Annotated in this window: 15 protein-coding genes; 7 read left to right on the top strand and 8 right to left on the bottom strand. The window is 66.1% G+C overall.

Annotated elements, in window-relative coordinates; translation table 11 throughout:
- The first annotated feature begins 11 nt into the window (after window positions 1-11).
- Window positions 12-1,211 carry an acetylornithine deacetylase gene (gene argE / locus ACN9M1_RS13655; RefSeq protein ID WP_426395175.1) on the top strand — a complete coding sequence of 400 codons (1,200 nt, stop codon included), beginning with the start codon at window positions 12-14 and terminating at the stop codon, window positions 1,209-1,211.
- A 678-nt stretch (window positions 1,212-1,889) separates the two neighbouring features.
- Here argE and ACN9M1_RS13650 read toward each other — a convergent pair.
- From ACN9M1_RS13650 to ptsP, 4 genes are all read right to left on the bottom strand, one after another.
- Window positions 1,890-3,059, bottom strand: a complete 1,170-nt coding sequence (locus ACN9M1_RS13650; RefSeq protein ID WP_426395174.1) for an ABC transporter substrate-binding protein — start codon at window positions 3,057-3,059, stop codon at window positions 1,890-1,892.
- A gap of 163 nt (window positions 3,060-3,222) precedes the next feature.
- Window positions 3,223-4,929 (bottom strand): PTS fructose transporter subunit IIC, encoded by a 1,707-nt coding sequence (locus ACN9M1_RS13645; RefSeq protein WP_426395172.1) that lies wholly within the window; start codon window positions 4,927-4,929, stop codon window positions 3,223-3,225.
- 33 nt (window positions 4,930-4,962) lie between these two features.
- Complete coding sequence (gene pfkB / locus ACN9M1_RS13640; protein WP_426395170.1) at window positions 4,963-5,925, bottom strand: 1-phosphofructokinase; 963 nt, start codon at window positions 5,923-5,925, stop codon at window positions 4,963-4,965.
- Window positions 5,922-8,471, bottom strand: a complete 2,550-nt coding sequence (gene ptsP / locus ACN9M1_RS13635; RefSeq protein WP_426395168.1) for a phosphoenolpyruvate--protein phosphotransferase — start codon at window positions 8,469-8,471, stop codon at window positions 5,922-5,924. Before ptsP ends, pfkB begins: the two co-directional genes overlap by 4 nt.
- A 216-nt stretch (window positions 8,472-8,687) precedes the next feature.
- Between ptsP and ACN9M1_RS13630 the strand changes: the two genes are divergently transcribed.
- From ACN9M1_RS13630 to ACN9M1_RS13615, 4 genes are all read left to right on the top strand, one after another.
- Window positions 8,688-9,677 carry a LacI family DNA-binding transcriptional regulator gene (locus ACN9M1_RS13630; RefSeq protein ID WP_426395167.1) on the top strand — a complete coding sequence of 330 codons (990 nt, stop codon included), beginning with the start codon at window positions 8,688-8,690 and terminating at the stop codon, window positions 9,675-9,677.
- Window positions 9,678-9,747: 70 nt separating this feature from the next.
- Complete coding sequence (locus tag ACN9M1_RS13625; protein ID WP_426395165.1) at window positions 9,748-11,844, top strand: molybdopterin-containing oxidoreductase family protein; 2,097 nt, start codon at window positions 9,748-9,750, stop codon at window positions 11,842-11,844.
- 10 nt (window positions 11,845-11,854) lie between these two features.
- A complete protein-coding gene (locus tag ACN9M1_RS13620; protein WP_426395163.1) occupies window positions 11,855-12,943 on the top strand; it encodes an aminopeptidase in 1,089 nt (362 codons plus the stop codon).
- 160 nt (window positions 12,944-13,103) lie between these two features.
- Complete coding sequence (locus tag ACN9M1_RS13615; protein WP_426395162.1) at window positions 13,104-14,813, top strand: long-chain fatty acid--CoA ligase; 1,710 nt, start codon at window positions 13,104-13,106, stop codon at window positions 14,811-14,813.
- 46 nt (window positions 14,814-14,859) lie between these two features.
- Here the strand turns inward: ACN9M1_RS13615 and ACN9M1_RS13610 are convergent, their stop codons facing one another.
- Window positions 14,860-15,990, bottom strand: coding sequence for a DJ-1/PfpI family protein (locus tag ACN9M1_RS13610; protein WP_426395160.1), 1,131 nt, complete (start codon window positions 15,988-15,990; stop codon window positions 14,860-14,862).
- A gap of 232 nt (window positions 15,991-16,222) precedes the next feature.
- On the opposite strand from ACN9M1_RS13610, the gene ACN9M1_RS13605 reads away from it, so the two are divergent.
- Entirely contained in the window at window positions 16,223-17,173 is a 951-nt protein-coding gene (locus tag ACN9M1_RS13605; RefSeq protein WP_426395158.1) for a GlxA family transcriptional regulator, read from the top strand.
- A 66-nt stretch (window positions 17,174-17,239) separates the two neighbouring features.
- On the opposite strand, the gene trhA is transcribed toward ACN9M1_RS13605, so the two are convergent.
- Window positions 17,240-17,857 carry a PAQR family membrane homeostasis protein TrhA gene (trhA, locus tag ACN9M1_RS13600; RefSeq protein ID WP_426395156.1) on the bottom strand — a complete coding sequence of 206 codons (618 nt, stop codon included), beginning with the start codon at window positions 17,855-17,857 and terminating at the stop codon, window positions 17,240-17,242.
- Window positions 17,858-17,916: 59 nt separating this feature from the next.
- Between trhA and arfB the strand changes: the two genes are divergently transcribed.
- Window positions 17,917-18,351 (top strand): alternative ribosome rescue aminoacyl-tRNA hydrolase ArfB, encoded by a 435-nt coding sequence (gene arfB / locus ACN9M1_RS13595; protein ID WP_426395154.1) that lies wholly within the window; start codon window positions 17,917-17,919, stop codon window positions 18,349-18,351.
- A gap of 6 nt (window positions 18,352-18,357) precedes the next feature.
- Here arfB and ACN9M1_RS13590 read toward each other — a convergent pair whose 3' ends face one another.
- Both ACN9M1_RS13590 and ACN9M1_RS13585 read right to left on the bottom strand, forming a co-directional pair.
- Window positions 18,358-19,674 (bottom strand): MFS transporter, encoded by a 1,317-nt coding sequence (locus tag ACN9M1_RS13590; RefSeq protein WP_426395153.1) that lies wholly within the window; start codon window positions 19,672-19,674, stop codon window positions 18,358-18,360.
- A 160-nt stretch (window positions 19,675-19,834) separates the two neighbouring features.
- On the bottom strand, window positions 19,835-21,010 hold the full coding sequence (locus tag ACN9M1_RS13585; RefSeq protein WP_426395152.1) for a porin: 1,176 nt from the start codon (window positions 21,008-21,010) through the stop codon (window positions 19,835-19,837).
- Window positions 21,011-21,331: the final 321 nt, after the last annotated feature.

The following is a 21,331-nucleotide window of genomic DNA, read 5'->3' as shown; positions in this document are numbered from 1 at the left end:
CGCTCACCACCATGTCCATCGCCATCCAACAGCCGTCCGATGAGGTTCTGCAACTGATCCGTACGCTGGTGGCGTTTGACACCGTCAGCCGCAACTCCAACCTCGGCCTGATCGAATGGGTGCGCGACCGCCTGCGCGCCCAAGGTGCCGAGTGCCGCCTGACCTACGACGCGACCGGCGGCAAGGCCAACCTGTTCGCCACGCTCTCGCCTGGGCGCAAGCCGGGGCTGGTGCTCTCTGGCCATACCGACGTGGTCCCTGTCGACGGCCAGCCGTGGGACACCAACCCCTTCGACGCACAACTGCGCGATGGCCGCCTGTACGGGCGCGGCACTGCCGACATGAAGAGCTTCATTGCCGTTGCACTCGCGCACGTGCCCGACTTCATGGCGGCAGGGGAGCGAGGGGGTGACGCCAGCTTCCACCTCTCTCTGTCGTACGACGAAGAAATCGGCTGCGTCGGCGTGCGTGGCCTGCTGCGCGATCTGGAGGCCAACGGCATCCGGCCTGCCGGCTGCATCGTCGGCGAGCCCACCTCGATGCGCGCCATCGTCGCGCACAAAGGCAAACGCGAATACCGCTGCTGCGTGCGCGGCAAGGAGGCGCACTCGGCGCTGACGCCACAGGGCGTGAACGCCATCGAATTTGCCGCGCTGCTGATCGCGCATCTGCGCACCATTGCCGCGCGACTTGAAGCGGAGGAGGCGCGTGACGGTGCCTTTGTCGTTCCGCATACCACGCTCAATACCGGCACGATCCAAGGCGGCATCGCCACCAATGTGGTGCCGCGCGATTGCGAATTCACCTTCGACTTCCGCTACCTGCCCGGCACCGATCCGGACCGGCTGTTTAGCGAAGTCGAGCGCTACGCCCACGACACACTGCTGCCGCAAATGCGCCGCATCGCCAGCGACGCCGACATCAGCTTCGCCATCAAAGCCAACACACCGGGCCTATCGATCGCGCCGTCACATGAACTCGTCGCGCTGGCCCAAGCGTTGGCTGACAACCGCGGCACAGCAGGCAAGGTTGATTACGGCACCGAGGCCGGCCTGTTCTCCCGCGCGGGCATCCCCACGGTGGTCTGCGGCCCCGGCAATATCGAACAGGCCCACAAGCCCAACGAATACATCGAACTCACGCAGATCGCCCAATGCGAGGCGTTCATGCGGCGGCTGGCACAGCGGCAGCCGCAGTTGCAACCCGCATGAGGCGAGGGGCAACACACCACACCTACCGCTGCCAGCCGCCAAAGCGCCACGAGCACCTCACAGATGGTGTGGCCGTACCTGCCCTAGATGGCGCCTTGAATTTCTGTTGCAGAGAGGAAAAAGGAAGGGGAACTGTCTGAGCGAAGCGAGTTTTCCCCTTCCCCTCTCTGCGACAGAAATTCAAGGAGGCTTTCGCCATCTCGGGCGCGCCTCTCTTTGCTTACTTTCTCTGGCAAGACAGAGAAAGTGAGTCGCCCCCGGCAGGGGGCGAAAGGGAGATGGACCTCACTCCTCCGAACGCGAGCCCAAAACCGTCACTCACGACAGTCTGAGGCTCAACGATGAGGGTCAAACCGTCACTCACGACAGTCTGAGGCTCAACGATGAGGGTCAAACCGTCACGCACGACAGTCTGAGGCTCAACGATGAGGGTCAAACCGTCACTCACGACAGTCTGAGGCTCAACGATGAGGGTCAAACCGTCACGCACGACAGTCTGAGGCTCGGCGACGAGGGGTAAACCGTCACGCACGACAGTCTGAGGCTCAACGATGAGGGGTAAACCGTCACGCATGACAGTCTGAGCCTCACTCGCCAGTGTTGAACCGCCGCCTTTGAGCCATGCGGCGCGGCAGTCAGGGCTTGGACCGCCGTGCGCGGTTTCCAAGCCTCCAGGGTTCAGCGAATCACCTGCCCACTCGAATTGATGATCGTCATCTCGACAAACTTCGAGCCCACGTGGCTGCTCGGCGAGAAGTTGACGTTGAACCCGCCCACGTCGTAATTGCCCATCGACTCCAGCGCCCCGATGAACTTCTCGCGCGTGAGATCGCGCCCTGCGCGCTTGAGACCTTCCACAAACACGCGCGCGGCGACATAGCCCTCGATGCTGCCGTAGTCGAAATCGGTAATGCCTTCTGCCTTGAGCAGCTTCTGGTAATCGCGCACCAGCGGCGACGCACCGCTATATGGATACGGCATCACCTGCGAGATGATCACGCCGCCGCCGGCCTTGCCCAGCGCATTGGCCAGCGCCTTGGTGCCGACAAACGACACGTTGTAGAACTGGCCCCCGTAGCCCTGTTCCTGCGCACCCTTCACGAGCGCGGCCACGGTCTGGTAAGCGCTGATGACGACGATGGCATCCGGCTTTTGCGCCAGCACGGTGCTGATGGCTGCCTTCACGTCCGTGGTGTTGCGCACCACGCTGGCTTGCGCGACCAAGGCCACGCCCTGGCTGGCGGGCAGCTTCAGTGCACGTTGCACGCCCTCGATGCCGGCCTTGCCGTAGGCATCGTCGTTATAGACCACCGCAATGCGCTTGAGCCCCGTCGTGTGGATTTGCTGGACGATGGCGGCGGTCTCGTCGTTGTAGCTGGCACGCACGTGGAACACGTTGCGCGCGAACGGCTCACGCAGCGCCGACGCACCCGAGTACGGCGCAAAGAACGGCACGCCTGCCGGGTTCGCCACCTTGAGCGCGGCCAGGCTGGTGGGCGTGCCCACGTAGCCGAACAGGGCGAAGACCTTGGTGTCGTCGATCAGCGTCTTGGTATTGCGCGCGGCCGCGTCGGGCTCATAGAAGTCGTCGAGCACCTTCAGCTCGATCTTGCGGCCATTGACGCCGCCCGCCGCGTTGACGGCGTTGAAGTACAGCTTGGCGCCGCGGTTCATCTGCTGGCCGAGCTGGGCGGCCGGGCCGCTCATCGGCGCGGATTGGCCGACGACGATGGTGTCGTTGGTGACGCCGGTTTCTGCCTGTGCCGGACTTGCGGCTGCCATTGTTGTGATGCTGATGGCGCTGACTGCGAACGCCGCCAGCCGCCGCGTGATGCTGCGTGCCTGCATGGCTCTTCCCCCGAAGAAAGTTACATTTGTATTGCCGGCATCATAGCGAAACAGGCTGGGCTGGCAAACCACATGGGGGTGTTTACGGCAGTTTTGAGCGTTTTTGAGACACAAAAGCCGCGTGATGTGCGCGGCTCCTTTCAACAGCGGGGGCGACGTCGCGTCAGCTTGCCTCGGCAACGCGGCGCTTCATCACCGCCAGTAGCACCGCGGTGATGACGGTGCCCGCCACCAGGGCGATCACATAGCCGCCCAGGTGCGTGACGGCATTCGGAATCGGCAGCACGAAGGCGCCCCCGTGCGGTACGCGCAACTCCACCCCGAACAGCATCGACAGCGCACCCGTGCATGCCGAACCGATCACCAGGGCGGGAATCACCCGCAACGGGTCACGTGCCGCGTAGGGGATGGCGCCCTCGCTGATGAAGGCGAGGCCAAGCACGGCGGTGGCGCGGGCGGCTTGGCGCTCGTCGCTGGTAAAGCGCGAGGGGAACAGCCATGCCGCCAGTGCGATGCCCAGCGGCGGCGTCATGCCGGCGGCCATGGTGGCGGCCATCGGCGTGTAGACCTGGGCGCCGATCAAGCCCGTGCTGAACGCGTAGGCAGCCTTGTTGATGGGGCCGCCCATGTCGAAGGCCATCATGCCGCCCAGCAGGGCGCCCAGCGGTACGGCGTTTGCGCCCTGCATGCCGCGCAGCCATTGGGTGAGCGAGCCCAGCAATGCCGCCACCGGCGCACCCACCACGTACAGCATCACCAGCCCTGTGAGCAGGCAGCCCAGCACCGGCAGGATCAGCACGGGCTTGAGGCCTTCCAGATTGCGCGGCAGCTTCAGCCAGCGGTTGATCGCATCCGTGCCGTAGCCGGCCACGAAGCCCGCCACGATGCCGCCAATGAAACCCGCCCCCAGACTGGCCGCCAGCATGCCGCCGACCATGCCCGGTGCAATGCCGGGCCGGCTGGCGATCGAATACGCGATATACCCGGCCAGCGCCGGCACCATCAACGCAAAGGCCGACTTGGCGCCGATCTGGAACAGCGCGCCGCCCAGCGTGCCGCTTGCCGAAGCCTCGGTCACGTAGATGCCGCCGAGCGCAAAGGACAGCGCAATCAAGATGCCACCCGCCACCACGAAGGGCAGCATGAACGACACGCCGGTCATCAGGTGCTTGTACGGGCCGGTGCGCTGTCGTTCGACGGGGGCGGCGGCGTTGGCCGACCCGGTGGCAGAGGCTTCCGCCTTGGCCTCGTCCAGGGCGCGGCGGATCAGCGTCTGTCCGTCGTGGATGGCCGCCTTGGTGCCGGCCCGGAAGACGCGCTTGCCGCCAAAGCGCGACGCGTCGACTTGCGTGTCAGCGGCAATCAAGACGAGGTCGGCATTCGCAATGGCTTCGGCAGACAGCGTGTTTTGCGCGCCCACCGAGCCTTGCGTTTCCACGTGGATGGCGTGGCCCAGCGCGGCAGCGGCTTGCGTCAATGCTTCGGCCGCCATGAAGGTATGCGCGATCCCGGTCGGGCACGAGGTGATGGCGACGATGCGCTTCGGCGTTGCCTGGGCGGCGGGCGCCGGCGCGCCGTGGACCATGCGTTCGAGCACGGCGCGCGCATTGTCGAGCACCTCGTCGATCGTGACCTCGATCGTGCGTGGGTTGGCCTGGCGCGCGGCGTTGTCTGGCGAGACGCCCGCCCACACGACGGCATCGGCCGTCGACAGGGCTTTGGTATCGACCGTGGGCAGCGTGTCCGGGCCGCGCACATCTACGTCGAGCTTGCAGCCGGATTCGCGTGCGGCGTGGCGCAGGGCGGCCCCGGCGAGCATGGCGCGGGTGGTGCGGCCGTCCGCGCCGAGAATTGCCAACAGGTTTGCCATGGTCGGCTCCTTGATCTGATTGACTGCGGGCGCTCAGGCCACGCGTTGCATGCGGACTGCGGCGGCGCGTTCGCGCACCTGCGCGGGTGCCGGCAGGTGGGGCCCAAGGCGCTGCAGCTTGCAGGCGGCAAAGGCCACGGACAGGCGCACGGTGTCTTCGGTGCTCGCGCCGGCATGCCAGCCGGCCAGCACGCCGGCCACCATGGCATCGCCTGCGCCCACGGTGCTGGTGGCGCGCACGGGCGGCAGGCTGGCCTGCCACGTGCCGTCTGCGGTGACGAACAGCGCGCCGTCTTCGCCGAGCGAGACGATGACCTGTGCGACCCCGCGCGCATGGATGCCGCGTGCCGCGTCTACGACGTCTGCCAGCGCGGGCAGCGCGGCGCCGGCCCACAGTTCCAGCTCATGCCGGTTCGGCTTGACGGCCGTGGGCAGGGCATCGCGTGGTGCCGCCAGCGCCTGCGCGAGCGGCGCACCGCTGGTGTCGAGCAGGGTGCGCAGGCCGCGTTGGTTCAACCGTGCAAGCAACTGTGCATAGGTATCGGCGGGCAGCCCGCCCGGCAGGCTGCCGCACAGCGCAACGCCTGCCACGTCAGCAACCGCGTCGATGCGTTTGCACAGCGCTTCCACATCCGCTTGCGTGGCGTCGATACCGGGCAGGTTGATGTCGGTGGTCTGCCCGTCGGAGGCATCGCTGATCTTGATGTTGGTTCGGTTGCTGCCCGGCACGCGGTAGAAACCGTCGAGCACGCCCTTGCGCGCGAACAGCGCTTCGAACAACTCCGCGTTGGCGTCGCCCAGCAGGCCGGTGGCTACTACGGGCACGTGCCAGTCGGCCAGACAGCCGGCCACGTTGACGCCCTTGCCGCCGGCCTGGTGCGTGACGCTGCGGCCGAGGTTGACGCGGCCGCGTTCGAGGTGGTCCAGCCCGACCGTCATGTCGATGGCCGGGTTGAGGGTGACGGTGACGATGCGGGCGCTTGGTTTCGTGCTCATGCTGCGGCCTGCTCCTTGCCGATGGCCTTGGGCATGGCGGCTTCCAGTGCGCGCACGTCCTGAGCGGACGCGCAGGCGAGGGCACGGTTGGCCAGCGCACTGAGCGCGGTGAAGTCCGCCTCGCGCAGCCGCGCCTTGACGGGCGGAATGTCGCGCGGGCTCATCGACAGCTCGTGCACGCCCAGGCCGGTCAGCAGCAACGCGCCGAACGGATCGCCCGCCAGGCCGCCGCACACGCCCACCCAGCGCTTCTGGCGCGCCGCGCCTTGCACGGTCTGTTGGATCAGGCGCAGCACGGCGGGGTGCAGGCTGTCGGCCTCGGCGGCGAGGTCCGGGTGCTGGCGGTCGATTGCCAGCGTGTATTGCGTGAGGTCGTTGGTGCCGATGGAGAAGAAGTCGACATGCTCGGCCAGCCGATCGGCCAGCAGCGCAGCGGCGGGCACCTCCACCATGATGCCGAGCGGCACGTGGGGCGCGTTCACTTGCGTGCGGATGCGCTCGCATGCGGCACGCAGGGCGATGACCTCGCTCTCCGAGGTGATCATCGGGAACATGATCGAGAGGGTGCTGCTATCGCCATGCTCGCCGGCATCACGCGCGGCGCGATACAGCGCACGCAACTGCGGCTCCATCAGGTCGGGCCGGCGCAGCAGCAGGCGGGCGCCGCGCACGCCCAGGAAGGGGTTTTCCTCGGTGGGCAGGTTCAGATGCGGCACCTGCTTGTCGCCGCCGATGTCGAGCGTACGCACGATCAGCGGACGACCGTTCAGCGCCTTGAGCATCTCGGCGTAGACGGCGTACTGGGTGTCTTCGTCGGGCGTGTGGTCGCGTTCGAGGAAGAGGAATTCCGTGCGCATCAGGCCCACGCCTTCCGCGCCCAGGGTGATGGCCTCGGCAGCCTGCGCGGGCAGGTTGACGTTGGCGGCGATCTCCACCGTATGGCCGTCGCGGGTACGCGCGGGCAGGCTGCGTTCAGCCTGTTCGCGTTGCGTGCGCGCGGCGTCTTCTTGCAGCCACGCACGCGCGCTGGTGACGGTGGCGGCGTCCGGGTCCAGCACCATCCGGCCGCCGGTGCCATCCACGATGACCTGGGTGCCAGGCGCCACATCCAGTACAGCGGGGCCGGCAGCCACCACGGCGGGAATGCCCAGCGTGCGCGTCAGGATGGCGGTGTGCGAGGTCGGCCCGCCTTGCGCGGTGACGATGCCGAGGATGCGGCGCGTATCCAGCGCGGCGGTGTCTGACGGCGACAGGTCGGCCGCAACCAGGATGCACGGCGTGTCCGGCAGTGTCTGCGACGTGCCCCGCAACGCTGGATCGATGTGTCCCAGCACGCGCCGTCCCACGTCGCGCAGGTCTGCCGCACGCGCGGCCAGCAGCGGATTGCCCAATGCGGCCAGCCGCTCCGCCAGCCGCTCCACCGCCTGATGCCACGACCACGCCACGCCGTGGCCTTCGACCATCGCCTGGCAGGTCAGTGTCATCAGGTCGGTATCGCCCAGCAATTCCGCTTGGGCCTTGAAGATGCCGGCTTCGGCCTCACCGATGCGGCTGGCGGTGTCGTGGGCGAGGGCGGCCAGTTCGGCGCGAGTGTCGGCCAGGGCCTTGTCCAGCAAGTCGCCGCCCGTGCTGAGTGTGACGGGGTGATCGGGCACCGTGGCCGCGCCATGCTGCAGCACGTGGACAGGCCCGATCGCCAGCCCCGGGCTTGCCGCAATGCCGCCGATGGCGGGCGCAGCGGCATCGGCTTGCCAGCCATGCACGGTCTGGCGGGCACGGGCCGCTTGCGTATCGCGCGCGGCCTGGGCCCGTTCCTGCGCGGTCAGGCCGCGGATGGTGTGCTGCAGGCTGTCGAGCGCGGCGGCCGCATCTGGGCCTTCGGCAGACAGCGTCAGCGTGCTGCCGACGGCGAGCCCCAATTGGAGCAGCGCGACAAGGTTCTTGGCATCGGCCGTCTCATCACCATGGCGGACCTGGATGCGCGCAGCAAACCGGCGCGCGGCTTCCACCCACTGCGCGGCGGGGCGGGCGTGCAGGCCGCTGGGGTAGTCCAGCACGAGCGTGCGCTGCTCGGCGAGGTCCGTGCCCGGGGCGCTGGCCACCGGGGCAGGTGCGTCGCTGGAGAGCGCGGCGACGATATCTTCAGCGTTCTGCGTGGTGAAGAGCTGCCGCAGGCGTGCGTCATCGTTGAGCAGGCGCGTCAGCCGGCGCAGCAGTGCGATGTGCTCGTCCGATTGCGCGGCAATGGCGAAGACCAGATGCGTGGTCTGCCCGGGGTGCCACTCCAGCCCATCGGGAAACTGCAGCACGGCAATGCCCGTCTGGCGGATCAGGTGACGGTCTTCGCCCATGCCGTGCGGGATGGCGACGCCGTGGCCGAGGAACGTATTGGCCACGGTTTCGCGGCGCAAGAGGCTGTCGATATAGGCGGGGTCGATGCAGCCGGAATCGGCCAGCAACTGGCCGGCGGCGCGGATGGCGCTGGCCTTGTCGGTGGCGTGCTGCTGCAAGCGGATGCGTTCGGCGCAGATCAGGGCGGAAGCCATGCGGCGGGGTCTCCTGCGGCTGCCGGGCTCGTACGGCCCAGCATACATGTCATCAATGATGGCGAATTGAAATCGATTACAGTTGGGGTGTCAATGTGCGGTGCCGCGTAAAGTGACGGGCATTCCGCTGTTTACGGGGTTTTCCCTGAGATTGGCCGACATTGGTGGTGGTGTCGCCTTTCGCTATCATGAGGTTTTTGTGGAAACGATTTCAGCATGACGGTTCGGATCAAGGACGTGGCAGCGGCGGCGGGCGTGTCGGTGGCGACCGTGTCGCGTGCGCTGGCCGGCGGCCCGGTGAGCGTGGAATTGCGCAAGCGCGTGGATGCGGCCGTGGCGGCGTCGGGGTACCGGCCGAACCTTTCAGCGCGGCGGCTGCGCTCGCAGCAGGCGCAGACCGTCGGGCTGATCGTGTCGGACATTCGTAACCCGTTCTTCACCAGCGTCAGCCGGGCGGTGGAAGACGCGGCGTATGCCGCCGGCTTGCGTGTGATCCTGTGCAACTCCGACGAAGACCCCGAGAAAGAAGCGATGTACCTGCGCCTGATGGCGGAGGAGCGTGTGACCGGGGTGATCCTCTCGCCCACGCGGGGGATTGCCGAAGCGCAGCAACCAGTGGACCTGGGCTACCCGGTGGTGCTGATCGACCGCGCCGGCCCGGCCTGTGGCGTCGATGCCGTGGTGCTCGACAATCAGCAGGCTGCGCAAGGGTTGGCTGAGCACCTGGCATCGCAGGGCTATCGCCGCATCGGCGGGCTGTTCGGGCGCACCAGCAGCACCGGCGCCGAGCGCCAGGCTGGGTTTGCCTCTGCACTGGCGCGCAATGGGCTGACGGCCGAAACGCGCTTCATCCTGCCCACCGCCGAGGCGGCTGAGGCCGAAACGCTGGCGTGGCTCTCCAGCGGTGAGCGGCCCGATGCGCTGGTCGCCAGCAACGCGCAATCGCTGCTGGGGGTGCTGCGGGCGCTGCGCCGCCTGTCGCTGGAAGTGCCGCGCGACATCGCCGTGGCGGGCTTTGATAACGAGCCGTGGACGGAACTGGCTGGCCCCGGGATCACCGTGATCGAGCAGCCGGTGTACGACATCGGCCGCATGGCCATGGCGATGTTGCAGGATCGTCTTGCCCAGCCCGACCTGCCAACGCGCCGTGTCTTGCTGACCGGGCGGTTGGTCACCCGAGGTTCCACGCCCCAGCGTGGCGTGTAGCGCGCGATTACAATTTCCGGATCATCGCGGCCGCATAGGTTATCGGGCCGCCACTACTCCGGAGTCCCCGATGTCCACCCAAGTCATCCGTGCCGCCTGCCCGCACGACTGCCCAGACACCTGCGCCTTGCTCGTCACCGTGGAGGACGGCCGCGCCACTCGCGTGCAGGGCGATCCGGACCACCCGACCACGGCCGGCGTGCTCTGCACCAAGGTCAACCGCTACACCGAACGCACGTACCACCCGAACCGCCTGCTCACGCCGATGAAGCGCGTGGGCGCGAAGGGCGAAGGCAAGTTCGAACCCATCACCTGGGACGAGGCGCTCGACACCATCGCCGCGCGCCTGGGCGACATTGCGGCGCGCAAACCGGAAGGCATCCTCCCATACAGCTACGCCGGCACCATGGGGCTCGTGCAGGGCGAAAGCATGGCCGCGCGCTTTTTCCACAAACTGGGGGCGTCGCTGCTTGATCGCACGATCTGCGCGTCGGCTGGCGCAACGGCGCTGCGCTATACGTATGGTGCGAGCCTGGGCATGGACATCGAGCACGTGCAGGACGCCAAGCTGATCCTGATCTGGGGCGCCAACCCGATCGCGTCGAACCTGCATTTCTGGACGCGTGCGCAGGAAGCCAAGCGGCGCGGCGCCACGCTCGTCGCCATTGACCCGTATCGATCGCTGACGGCGGAGAAGTGCCATCACCATCTGGCCGTGCGCCCAGGCACCGATGCGGCGCTGGCGCTGGCGATGATCCACGTACTGATCCGCGACGATCTGCTCGACCACGACTACATCGCCAATCACACGCTGGGCTTTGAAGCGCTGCGCGAGCGTGCGCAGTTGTACACGCCGGAATATGCGGCCGCGCTGTGCGGCGTGGATGCGGCAGATATCGAGTGGCTGGCCAAGCTGTATGGCACGACCGTCGTGCGCGACAAGCAACCGGCCGCCATCCGCCTGAACTACGGTATGCAGCGCGCGCACGGCGGCGGGCAGGGCGTGCGTGCGGTGGCGTGTCTGCCGTCGCTGGTGGGCGCGTGGCGCGATGCGGCGGGCGGGCTGCAGCTGTCCACGTCGGGTTTCTTCCCGGTTGATAACGCCAGGCTGCAGCGGCCGGACCTGCTACCAAGCTGGCCCAACGTGCCACGCACCATCAACATGAGCACCATCGGCGATGCGCTGTTGCATGCCGGCGATGCAGCATTCGGCCCGAAGGTGGAGGCGGTGGTCGTCTACAACAGCAACCCCGTGGCCGTGGCGCCGGACTCGCGCAAGGTGGCCGCCGGCTTTGCGCGCGAAGACCTCTTCACCGTGGTGCTGGAGCACTTCCAGACCGACACCGCCGACTACGCTGACATCCTGCTACCTGCCACCACGCAGCTCGAACACGTGGATGTGCACAGGGCCTATGGCCACACCTACGTGCTGGCCAACAATGCGGCCATCGCGCCGCTGGGCCAGTCGCTGCCGAACACCGAGATCTTCCGCCGTATCGCGCAACGCATGGGCTTTAACGACGCGTGCTTCGCCGATTCCGACGATGAGATTGCCGCGCAAGCCATCCGCCGCGATGATCCGGTCGCCGCGCATATCGACTGGGAAACGCTCAAGCGCGAGGGCTGGCAGAAGCTGGCGCACCCCGCCGCGCCGCTCGCGCGTGGCGGCTATCGCACGCCGTCCGGCCGCTGCGAGTTCTATTCCGAGCAGATGGCGAAAGACGGCCTCGACCCGCTGCCCGGCTACGTGCCGCCGTACGAATCGGCCATCAGCACGCCGGAGCTGGCTAAGCGCTATCCGCTGTCGATGATCTCGCCGCCGGCGCGCAACTTCTTGAACTCGACTTTCGTGAACGTCGACAGTCTGCGCAGCACGGAGGGCGAGCCGCACCTCGACATCCACCCCGACGATGCACAGGCACGCGGCGTGGTCGATGGTGAACTCGTCCGCATTTTCAACGACCGCGGCACCATGCAGGCGCGCGCCCGCGTGACGGACCGCGCCCGGCGCGGCGTGGTCGTCGGCCTGTCGATCTGGTGGAAGAAGCTCGCGCCCGACGGCACCAACGCCAACGAGCTGACCAGCCAGCGCTTGACCGACATGGGCCGGGCGCCCACCTTCTACGATTGCCTGGTCGAGGTCGCGCCTGTCGCGCAGGCCGCCTGACGAGGCCGCGATGCGTGGCGTTCGCGCGCTGTGCGTGATGCTGTCGCTGGCCGGTTTTGCACTGCTGACCGGCTGCGACACCCTCGGCTATTACTATCAGTCGGTCGCCGGGCACCTTTCGCTGATGGCGCAGCGCGAGCCGATCGACAAGGCCATCGAAGACGCCCGCATCGCGCACAACGACAAGCTCGCCAAGCGGCTGGAGGATGCCCGCAGCATCCGCATCTACGCCTCGCGCGAGTTGGCGCTGCCAGACAACGGCAGCTACCGCGTCTACGCCAATCTGAAGCGGCCGTTCGCGGTGTGGAACGTGTTTGCCGCGCCGGAGCTGTCGGTCAAGCTCAAGGAATGGTGCTTCCTCATCGTCGGCTGTGTGACCTATCGCGGCTATTACGACCGCACTGCCGCAGAGGCCTATGCCGACACGCTGCGCGCGCAGGGTTTGGACGTGGATGTGGCCGGCATTCCTGCGTATTCCACACTGGGTTATTTCGATGACCCGCTGCTCAACACCTTCGTCGGCCTGCCCGAAGGCGAGCTGGCGCGGCTGATTTTTCATGAGCTGGCGCACCAGGTGGCCTACGCCAAGGGCGATACCGCGTTCAACGAGTCCTTCGCCACCACGGTCGAGACGATTGGCGTCGCGCGCTGGCTGGCCGATGCCGCCACCCCGGAAACGCGCGCGGAATACGCCACATACGACGCCCGCCGCGTACAATTCCGCGCCCTGCTGTTGGCGTACCGCGATCGGCTGGAAGCGCTGTACGCGAGCTCGGTGTCCGACGAAGAGAAGCGAACGGCCAAGCGCGCCACCTTCGCGAGCCTGCAGACGGATTACGCCAAGCTCAAGGCAAGCTGGGGCGGCTATACCGGCTACGACCGCTGGTTTGCGCAGCCGCTGTCGAATGCGCACTTGGGCGCCGTGGCGAGCTACCTGGAATGGGTGCCCGCCTTCACGGCGCTGTACCAGCGGGACGGCGGCGACTGGGCGCGCTTCTATGCAGACGTCAAAGCGCTGGCGCGCGAGCCAAAACCCCAGCGGGACGCCGCGTTGCGCGCCTTGGCGCCCGCAGCGGGAAGTGATGCAAACGGCGGTTGATGCACCCCTTTTTAAGCGGCCTCAAGGGCCTGAGGGAACTGTCTAAGTTATTGTTTTGACACAAACATCCGCGTAGGATGCCGAAAAAAACGAACGACCATTCGCAAAATTCGCGAGTTCGCAAATTCGAATAATCGACAATCGCCCAGGAGACACACCCATGGATAAACCGTGGCTGAAGCAATACCCCGCTGGGGTGCCGGCCGACATCGATGCGTCGCAGTATCGATCGCTGGCCCATCTGCTTGAGGATTCGTTTCAGAAGAACCGCAACCGCCGTGCGTTTGAATGCATGGGCAAGGTGTTGACCTACGGCGAGATCGATACGTACTCGCGCCAACTGGCGGCATGGCTCCAGTCGCGTGGCCTGGCGCCCGGCGCCCGCGTGGCGCTGATGATGCCGAACGTGCTGCAGTACCCGGTGGCCCTGGCCGCCGTGCTGCGTGCGGGCTATGTGGTGGTCAACGTCAACCCGCTCTACACCCCGCGCGAGCTGGAACACCAGCTCAAAGACAGCGGTGCCGAAGCCATCATCATTCTTGAGAACTTCGCGACGACGCTGCAGCAGGTGCTGCCCAACACGCCAGTCAAGCACATCGTGGTGGCCAGCATGGGCGACATGCTCGGCGGCCTCAAGGGCATGCTCGTCAACTTTGTCGTGCGCAGCGTCAAGAAGATGGTGCCGGCGTGGGAGCTGCCCAACTGCATCCGCTTCAACACCGCGCTGCAAGAGGGCGCCAAGCAGACGCTCAAGCCGACCTCCGTGGGCCCCGACGACGTGGCCTTCCTGCAATACACGGGCGGCACGACCGGTGTGTCGAAGGGTGCGACGCTGCTGCACCGGAACATCGTTGCCAACGTGCTGCAGTCCGAAGCGTGGATGAATCCGGCGCTCACCAAGCCCGGCCGCGATGGCCGCATGCTGGCAGCGGACGAAGAGATTGTCACCATCACCGCGCTGCCGCTATATCACATCTTCGCGCTGACGGTGTGCTGTCTGCTGTCGATGCGCAAGGGTGGGCTGGCGGTGCTGATCCCGAACCCGCGCGACATCCCGGGCTTTATCAAGGTGCTCAAGCAGTACCGCTTCCACATGTTCCCGGCCGTGAACACGCTGTACAACGCGCTGCTGAACAACCCCGAGTTCAAGAGCGTCGATTGCTCCAACCTGCGCGTGGCCAATGGCGGCGGCATGGCGGTGCAGGAAGCGGTGGCCAAGAAGTGGCTGGAGGTAACGGGCTGCCCGATCATCGAAGGGTACGGCCTGTCGGAAACCTCACCGTCGGCCATCTGCAACCCGACCAACACGGACACCTTCTCGGGCACCGTCGGCCTGCCGATCCCGGGCACCGAAATCGCCATCCGCGACGACGAAGGCCGCGATCTGCCGATCGGCCAGGCAGGCGAGATCTGCATCCGCGGCCCGCAGGTCATGGCCGGCTACTGGAAGCGTCCGGACGAAACCGCCAAGGTCATGTACGCCGACGGCTTCTTCAAGACCGGCGACGTGGGTGTGATGGACGAGCGCGGCTACACCAAGATCGTCGATCGCAAGAAGGACATGATCCTGGTGTCGGGCTTCAACGTGTATCCGAACGAAGTCGAGGGTGTGGTGGCGATGTGCCCGGGCGTGCTGGAAGTGGCCGCCGTGGGCGTGCCGGACGTGCACTCGGGCGAGGTCGTCAAACTGTTCGTGGTGCGCCGTGATCCGACGCTGACTGAAGAGAAGCTGCAGGAGTTCTGCAAGGAACAACTCACCGGCTACAAGCGCCCGAAGTTCATCGAGTTCCGCAACGAGCTGCCGAAGACCAACGTCGGCAAGATCCTGCGTCGCGAACTGCGGGATGAGGCGATGAAGAAGCGGGCGTGAGTCTGCGTAGCTGCAAGGAAAAAGCCGCGATTCGTCGCGGCTTTTTTCATCGCGCTTCCGCCCCGAGCCACGGGTATTCGAGCTGAAGTGCCACGAATGCGGCCGTGTCGCTGCCGTGTCGTTGCGCGATGCTCGTCAGTGCCGTGTTCAGTGCAACGAGTGGCGGCTGGGCTGGCGTTGCGCCCATCAGCGGCTGCAGGGTCTGCGTGTCGGCATTGGCGCGGTCTGGCAAGAATACGAGGCCGCTCGCCAAGCGCACGCCAGTCAAGGTATCGGCGGTGCCCAGTACGCGTGTGAAGTACGTGCGGGCATGGGTGTCGGCTACCAGCGCCAGGGCGACATCGTCGTCGCCCGGACGCAGCGCGGCACCCAGACTCTCGCGCTGCCAGAGCACCACCATGTTGTGAGCGGCCGTGTACACGTGTCGCGGGCTGAGCCGGAAAGCCTCACTTGCATGCGCGCTGGACCAGTTTGGCGCACCAACCGCGTCGGCTACCACCTGCGCGCGCTCCGCACCGCCGAGCGTTTCGACCAGCGCCAGCGACACGGGCACTGACGCCGTGACACCAGTGGTGGTGACGATGCGGTCATCGACCACATAGCGCTGCCCCGACACCCATTCGGTCTGGGGAAATTGCCGCACGAGCGACTTGCGCGCATACCAATGAGCCGTCGCACGGCGACCCGCCAGCAGACCGGCACGTGCGAGCACCCAGACGCCATCGCATACGCCGATGATGCTGGCGCCCTTATCCCATTGCCGGCGAACCCAGGCGAGCAAGGCCGGGTCGTCGTCTTCATGCACCGCTGGAACCACCACGTAGTCGGCGCCTTCCGGAAAACGGGCGTCGAATGCCGCGACGTCGGTATCGGGCTGGACACGAAAGGCCGGGAACAGCTGGATCGGTCCGGCTTCCATGCCGACGGCATACACATCCGCCACGTCTGCGCGCTTGAGGATGCCGTAGGGCACCACGAAGTCCGTCAGCTCGGTGTTGGTGTTGTGCCCGATGACCGCCACCAGCGGTCGCGTGCGCCCAGGGTGACGTGGGTTGGCGGGGATGGCCGTTCGCACGGCGTGCGCTGCAACGGTATCCGGCGCTGCCGGCACGCCGCCCGGGTCGCGGTGGACTTGCTGCGCAAAGCAGGCCGCTAACCCCACGAGTAAAACGCACAAGACCCTGCCGACCATTCTTGTCATTCGAGCCTTACGTGGACGGGGGAGGGGCATGGAATCGGTGTCCGAGTCGAGGAAGGCGCAGGGTAGCTTGACCCCTCTAGTGGCAGCAATGACAATTCTTTGCCGATTTCTGCCACTTCCAGATGCGCCATTTCACTTCGTGATCCACGCCCACGCCCACGCAACCTCAACATCCGACGGGAGTGCCCACCCGTCATCACCGCGGGTTGTGGCCGTACTCGCCTATCCGCACGTGCAGATGCTGGACGTGGCCGGCCCCGCCGATGTGTTCGCCATGGCCAACGCCTTCCATGCGGAGCCGGCCTACCGGGTGGTGCCGGTTTCCTCAACGGGCGGCCTCGTGCGTTCCTCCAACGGCATCGCGCTGGAGACCGAGCCACTGGCGGCGCTGGCTCCCGCAGACGTCGACACCTTGATCATTGCGGGCGGCGAACGCGACGGGCTGGTTGTGGCCGCCACCGACGCGCCGCTGGCCCAATGGGCACGCAATACCTGTGCGTTGGCGCGGCGTTTCGGTTCGGTGTGCACCGGCGCGTTCGTGCTGGCGCAGTGGGGTTTGCTCGACACGCATCGCGCCACCACGCACTGGGCGTCGGCGCATTTGCTGGCGCGGTACTACGCAGACGTGGCCGTCGAGCCCGATGCGCTGTATGTGCAGGACGGCAAGGTGTGGACCTCGGGCGGCGTGACGGCCGGCATTGACATGTGCCTGTCGATGGTCGAACAGGATCTCGGGCGCTGGGTGGCCGCGCGGGTGGCCAAGCAGCTCATCCTGTCCGTGCGGCGGATGGGTAACCAATCGCAGTATTCACTGACGCTGGAAGCGCAATCTGGCCAGTACGCCGAACTGATTGACTGGCTGCGCGCGCACCTGCACGAGCCGATCGACGTGGAGCGCATGGCCGAGACCGCCGGCGAGGTTCCGCGCAGCTTTCACCGTCGCTTCCTCAAAGAAACCGGCATGACGCCGCGCGCGTTTCTCGAGACTCTGCGGCTACAGGCGGCCAAGGCGCGACTGGAAGCCGGGGAGTCCGTCAAACGCGCCGCGCGCGATACCGGTTTTGGCTCGGAAGCCCATTTGGCCAAGGCATTCCGGCGCCGGTTTGCGCTGACGCCTTCGTTGTACCGGGCACAGTTCGGGCATGGGGTGCAGACCTGATGTGCCCTTGAAGCTGAGATGCGTGATCGCGGCGAGGCGTTGCGCCGCGATCGCAGATGCCCCGCCTTAGCCCACGTACAGCAGGATGCTGATGAACTGGCACGCACTGCCCGCCAGCACAAACAAATGCCAGATGCCGTGAAAGTGCCGCACGCGCTCGTCAAAGACAAAGAAGCCGATGCCCGCGGTATAGAGCGCACCGCCTGCCACCAGCCACCACAGGCCCGCCGCCGGCAGCGCAGCCGCCAACGGCCCCATGGCAATCAGCACCAGCCAACCCATCACCACGTAGATCAGCAGCGAGAACACGCGCGTGCGGCGGCCGATCCAGAGCTCCTGGGCAATGCCGATGGCCGCCAGCGCCCAGTTGACGCCGAACAGCGTCCAGCCCCACGGGCCACGCAGCGTCACCAGCGCAAACGGCGTATAGCTGCCGGCGATCAGCAGGTAGATGGCGCAATGGTCGAGCCGCTGGAAGATGCTTTTAGCCGGCCCGCGCAGGCTGTGATACAGCGTCGAGATGGTGTAGAGCAGGACCAGCGTGGTGCCGTAGACCACGGAGCTGACCACCTTCCAGGCGTCGTGGTGCAGCGCCGAGGACGTTACCAGCACCGCCATGCCGGCGGCGGCAAGGATGGCGCCCGCCAGGTGGCTGAAGCCGTTGAAACGTTCTCCGTGATACATGCGTTGATCTCTCCAGGCGAACTCGGTGGATGCGCATTCTGGCGAACTACAATCCCGCCATGCCCACCACCGACCTCAAAATCACGCCCCATCTGTCCATTCCGGAATCGGAGCTGGTCGAGCGCTTCGTGCGCGCGAGCGGGGCCGGTGGGCAGAACATTAACAAGGTATCGACGGCGGTGGAACTGCGTTTTGATATCGCCCAATCGCCCTCGTTGCCGGAGGCTGTGCGTACTCGCCTGTTGGCAAAGCGCGACCGCCGTTTGACCGACGAGGGTGTCTTCGTGATCGACGCGCAGCGGTTCCGGACCCAAGACCGCAACCGCCAGGATGCCCGTGAGCGGTTGGCAGCGTTCATCGCGACTGGGTTGTCGGTGCCCAAGTTGCGCATTGCCACCAAGCCCACGCGCGCTTCCAAGATCCGCCGTTTGGAGGGCAAGCGCGCGCGTAGCGACATCAAGCGCGGGCGCTCCGGCGGCGGTTCGTGGGACTGACGCGGCTTACATCAAGCTCGCGTTGCGCGTCTCCCGCATGCAGAGCACGCCGATCAGGCTGACGGCCGCCGCCATCGACACATACATCCCCACCCAGCTTAAGCCGCCCTGTGCCGCCAGCACCTGCGCGATATACGGCGCAATCGACGCACCCAGAATGCCGCCCAGGTTGTACGACACGCCCGCGCCCGTGTAGCGCACGTTGGTGGGGAACAGCTCCGGCAGCAGCGCACCCATCGGCGCGAAGGTCACGCCCATCAGGAACAGCTCGATGATGAGGAACAGCGCCACCAGCGGCGTCTGGCCGCTACCGAGCAGCGGCGCCATCGTAAAGCCAGACAGGATGGCAGCGAGGATGCCGACAATCAGCACCGGCTTACGCCCAAAGCGATCTGACGCCCATGCGGAGAGCGGCGTCGCCAGCCCCATGAACACCACTGCCAGGCACAGCAGCCCCAGGAAGCTCGGGCGCGAGAAGTGCAGCGTGCTCACGCCATACGACAGCGAAAACACCGTCGAGATATAGAACAGCGTGTAGCACACCACCATGGCGAGCGCGCCCAGCAGCGTCGGCCACCAGTGGCGCGCCAGCAGTTCCGCGATGGGCACCTTCACGCGCGCTTGCCGATCGATCGCGGCCTGGAAGGCGGGCGTCTCGGCGATTTTCAAGCGCACATACAGGCCCAGCGCCACCAGCACCGCGCTCACCAGGAACGGAATGCGCCAGCCCCAACTGCGGAACTGTTCGTCCGACAGGGCGATCGCCAATCCGAAGAACAACCCGTTCGACGCCAGGAAACCCACCGATGGCCCCAACTGCGGAAACATGCCGAACCACGCACGCTTGCCCGCCGGCGCATTCTCGGTAGCGAGCAAAGCCGCACCGCCCCATTCACCACCCAGGCCAATGCCCTGGCCGAAGCGCAGCACGCACAGCAGGACCGGTGCAAGCGTGCCGATGCTGTCATAGCCGGGCACGAGCCCGATCAGGGTGGTCGACACACCCATCACCAGCAGTGACGCGACCAAGGTCGATTTGCGCCCGATGCGATCCCCAAAGTGACCGAACAGGAACGAGCCGATCGGCCGCGCAATAAAGGCGATGCCGAACGTGACAAACGCCGACAGCGCCTGCGCCGTGGCCGAGCCGTGCGGGAAGAACACCGGCCCGATCACCAGTGCTGCGGCTGTCGCATAGACGTAGAAATCGTAGAACTCGATAGCCGTGCCGATGAACGCCGCAAAGACGATGCGCGAGCGGCTTGTCTGGCTTGCCGCAGCAGTGGCGGGCGTGGCCAGAGTTGGCGAAGTCGAAGAGGACATAGGGGTCTCCCGTGGGGTTCGCGTTGTTGTGATTGTGAAGGCCGCCCATTGTGCGCCGGGCCGCAGGCTCGCTCAACGGCGGCCCATGCAAAAAGGCACCCGAAGGTGCCTTCCTGCGCCCGCCAAGGAGAGGGGCGGCGGGCAAAAGCGAAACAGCGCGTCAGAACTTGTGACGAATACCGACGGCCGCGCCCAGTTGGCTGTTCGACTCCGGCGTGATGAAGTACGTCTGCGACGCCGCCGGCAGATAGCCGATCGACTGCTGACCGGCGGCCGTCGGCGCATAGCCGATCGAATCCCAGTTGAGCGACGCATTGCGCGAGTAAGCCGCCGTGAAATACACGTCGGTACGCTTGGACAGGTTGTAGTCCGCAATGAAGTTCCACTGCTGCGGCTTGCGCGGGTTGACCACCGTGGTGCCAATGGTCGCTTCCTTGATGTTGTCGTAGTAGTACGACAGCGTCAGGCCCAGCGCGTTGGTCGCCTGGTAGTTCACGCCCAGCCAGTACAGGTCGTCGCGGTGCGGCAGCAGGGCCGACACGGCGCCCGTCGACTGGGTTTGCGTGTTGCCGTAGCGATAGCCGCCCATCACCTTGAGCGGGCCGACCGTGTAGCTGGCGGCAATCGCGGCGCGCTTGTCGCGTGCGTAGTCGTTGCCGCCGGACAGGCCCAGCGCTTCCGCCGCCGTCAGCACCTTCACTTCGTCATACGCCACGCCCAAACCGAACGGGCCGGCAAAGTAGTTCGCGCCGATACCGTAGGCCGAGTTGGCGGTCTGGCTGCCGGCGCGCTCGCCGAACGCCCAGTGGCCTTCGACCGTCAGCGGGCCGAACGCGCCGGTGTACTTGATCACGTTGTCTTCACGGAAGTTCGGACCCAGCAGACCGACCACCGGCTCAAACTGCGTGGCGTAACCGCTGGGCGAGAAGTTGGCCATCATGTCGAAGATCGTCGTGTATTGACGACCCAGCGTGATCTTGCCCCAGTTGCCTTGCAGACCGACGAAGGCTTGCCGGCCGAACAGGCGGCCGCCTTGCTGCAGCGTACCGGTGTCCATGCCGAAGCCCGACTCCAGCACAAACAGGCCCTTGAGCCCGCCACCGATGTCTTCGACACCGCGCAAGCCCCAACGGTTGGAAGACAGACCGCCCGCCTGCATCGCCAGGCGCGAACCGCTGCTGCCCGGAATGGCGACGCCCGCCGCCGTTACGTTCTGCTCATGGTTGACGTATTCGACGTTGGCGTCGACCACGCCATACAGCGTCACACTCGACTGCGCCTGCGCAACACCCGCAAACGTGCCCAGCACTGCCAATGCCAGCAGCGATTTCTTCATCGGTCGGTCTCCAGATCTTATGTATTGAGTTCGGTGGCAGGCAGACCCTCCGTTCCCGTCTTCCCGCCCCATGACTTTCAAACGAAGTCGCTAACTAATGTAGCAACGCGTTACAGGGCTCGGTCGAAATTTGCGAACGAATGTTCGTAAACGCCCGTTTGCTGTCTGATCGGGGCAACAGGCTGTTTCCGAATCAGAAATAGAAGCTCGATGTGCGCCGGCGATTCCTCGCGGTTTTGGATGCGATCCGCGCTCCAGCCGGGTTATCCCGTACAGTTGTGTTTGGTCGCCGTGGATCTGATCGCAAGCAAAGCCGAGCTG

The sequence above is a fragment of the Ralstonia sp. R-29 genome (assembly GCF_049913345.1).
Classification (GTDB): Bacteria; Pseudomonadota; Gammaproteobacteria; order Burkholderiales; family Burkholderiaceae; genus Ralstonia.
Note: the sequence above shows the minus strand (reverse complement) of the source record. Positions and strands in the feature narration are given on the sequence as shown.

Excerpts from the sequence above, each read along its gene's own strand:
- argE (WP_426395175.1), top strand. The coding sequence starts at position 12 with ATGTCCATCGCCATCCAACAGCCGTCCGATGAGGTTCTGCAACTGATC.
- ACN9M1_RS13650 (WP_426395174.1), bottom strand. The coding sequence starts at position 3,059 with ATGCAGGCACGCAGCATCACGCGGCGGCTGGCGGCGTTCGCAGTCAGC.
- ACN9M1_RS13645 (WP_426395172.1), bottom strand. The coding sequence starts at position 4,929 with ATGGCAAACCTGTTGGCAATTCTCGGCGCGGACGGCCGCACCACCCGC.
- pfkB (WP_426395170.1), bottom strand. The coding sequence starts at position 5,925 with ATGAGCACGAAACCAAGCGCCCGCATCGTCACCGTCACCCTCAACCCG.
- ptsP (WP_426395168.1), bottom strand. The coding sequence starts at position 8,471 with ATGGCTTCCGCCCTGATCTGCGCCGAACGCATCCGCTTGCAGCAGCAC.
- ACN9M1_RS13630 (WP_426395167.1), top strand. The coding sequence starts at position 8,688 with ATGACGGTTCGGATCAAGGACGTGGCAGCGGCGGCGGGCGTGTCGGTG.
- ACN9M1_RS13625 (WP_426395165.1), top strand. The coding sequence starts at position 9,748 with ATGTCCACCCAAGTCATCCGTGCCGCCTGCCCGCACGACTGCCCAGAC.
- ACN9M1_RS13620 (WP_426395163.1), top strand. The coding sequence starts at position 11,855 with ATGCGTGGCGTTCGCGCGCTGTGCGTGATGCTGTCGCTGGCCGGTTTT.
- ACN9M1_RS13615 (WP_426395162.1), top strand. The coding sequence starts at position 13,104 with ATGGATAAACCGTGGCTGAAGCAATACCCCGCTGGGGTGCCGGCCGAC.
- trhA (WP_426395156.1), bottom strand. The coding sequence starts at position 17,857 with ATGTATCACGGAGAACGTTTCAACGGCTTCAGCCACCTGGCGGGCGCC.
- arfB (WP_426395154.1), top strand. The coding sequence starts at position 17,917 with ATGCCCACCACCGACCTCAAAATCACGCCCCATCTGTCCATTCCGGAA.
- ACN9M1_RS13590 (WP_426395153.1), bottom strand. The coding sequence starts at position 19,674 with ATGTCCTCTTCGACTTCGCCAACTCTGGCCACGCCCGCCACTGCTGCG.
- ACN9M1_RS13585 (WP_426395152.1), bottom strand. The coding sequence starts at position 21,010 with ATGAAGAAATCGCTGCTGGCATTGGCAGTGCTGGGCACGTTTGCGGGT.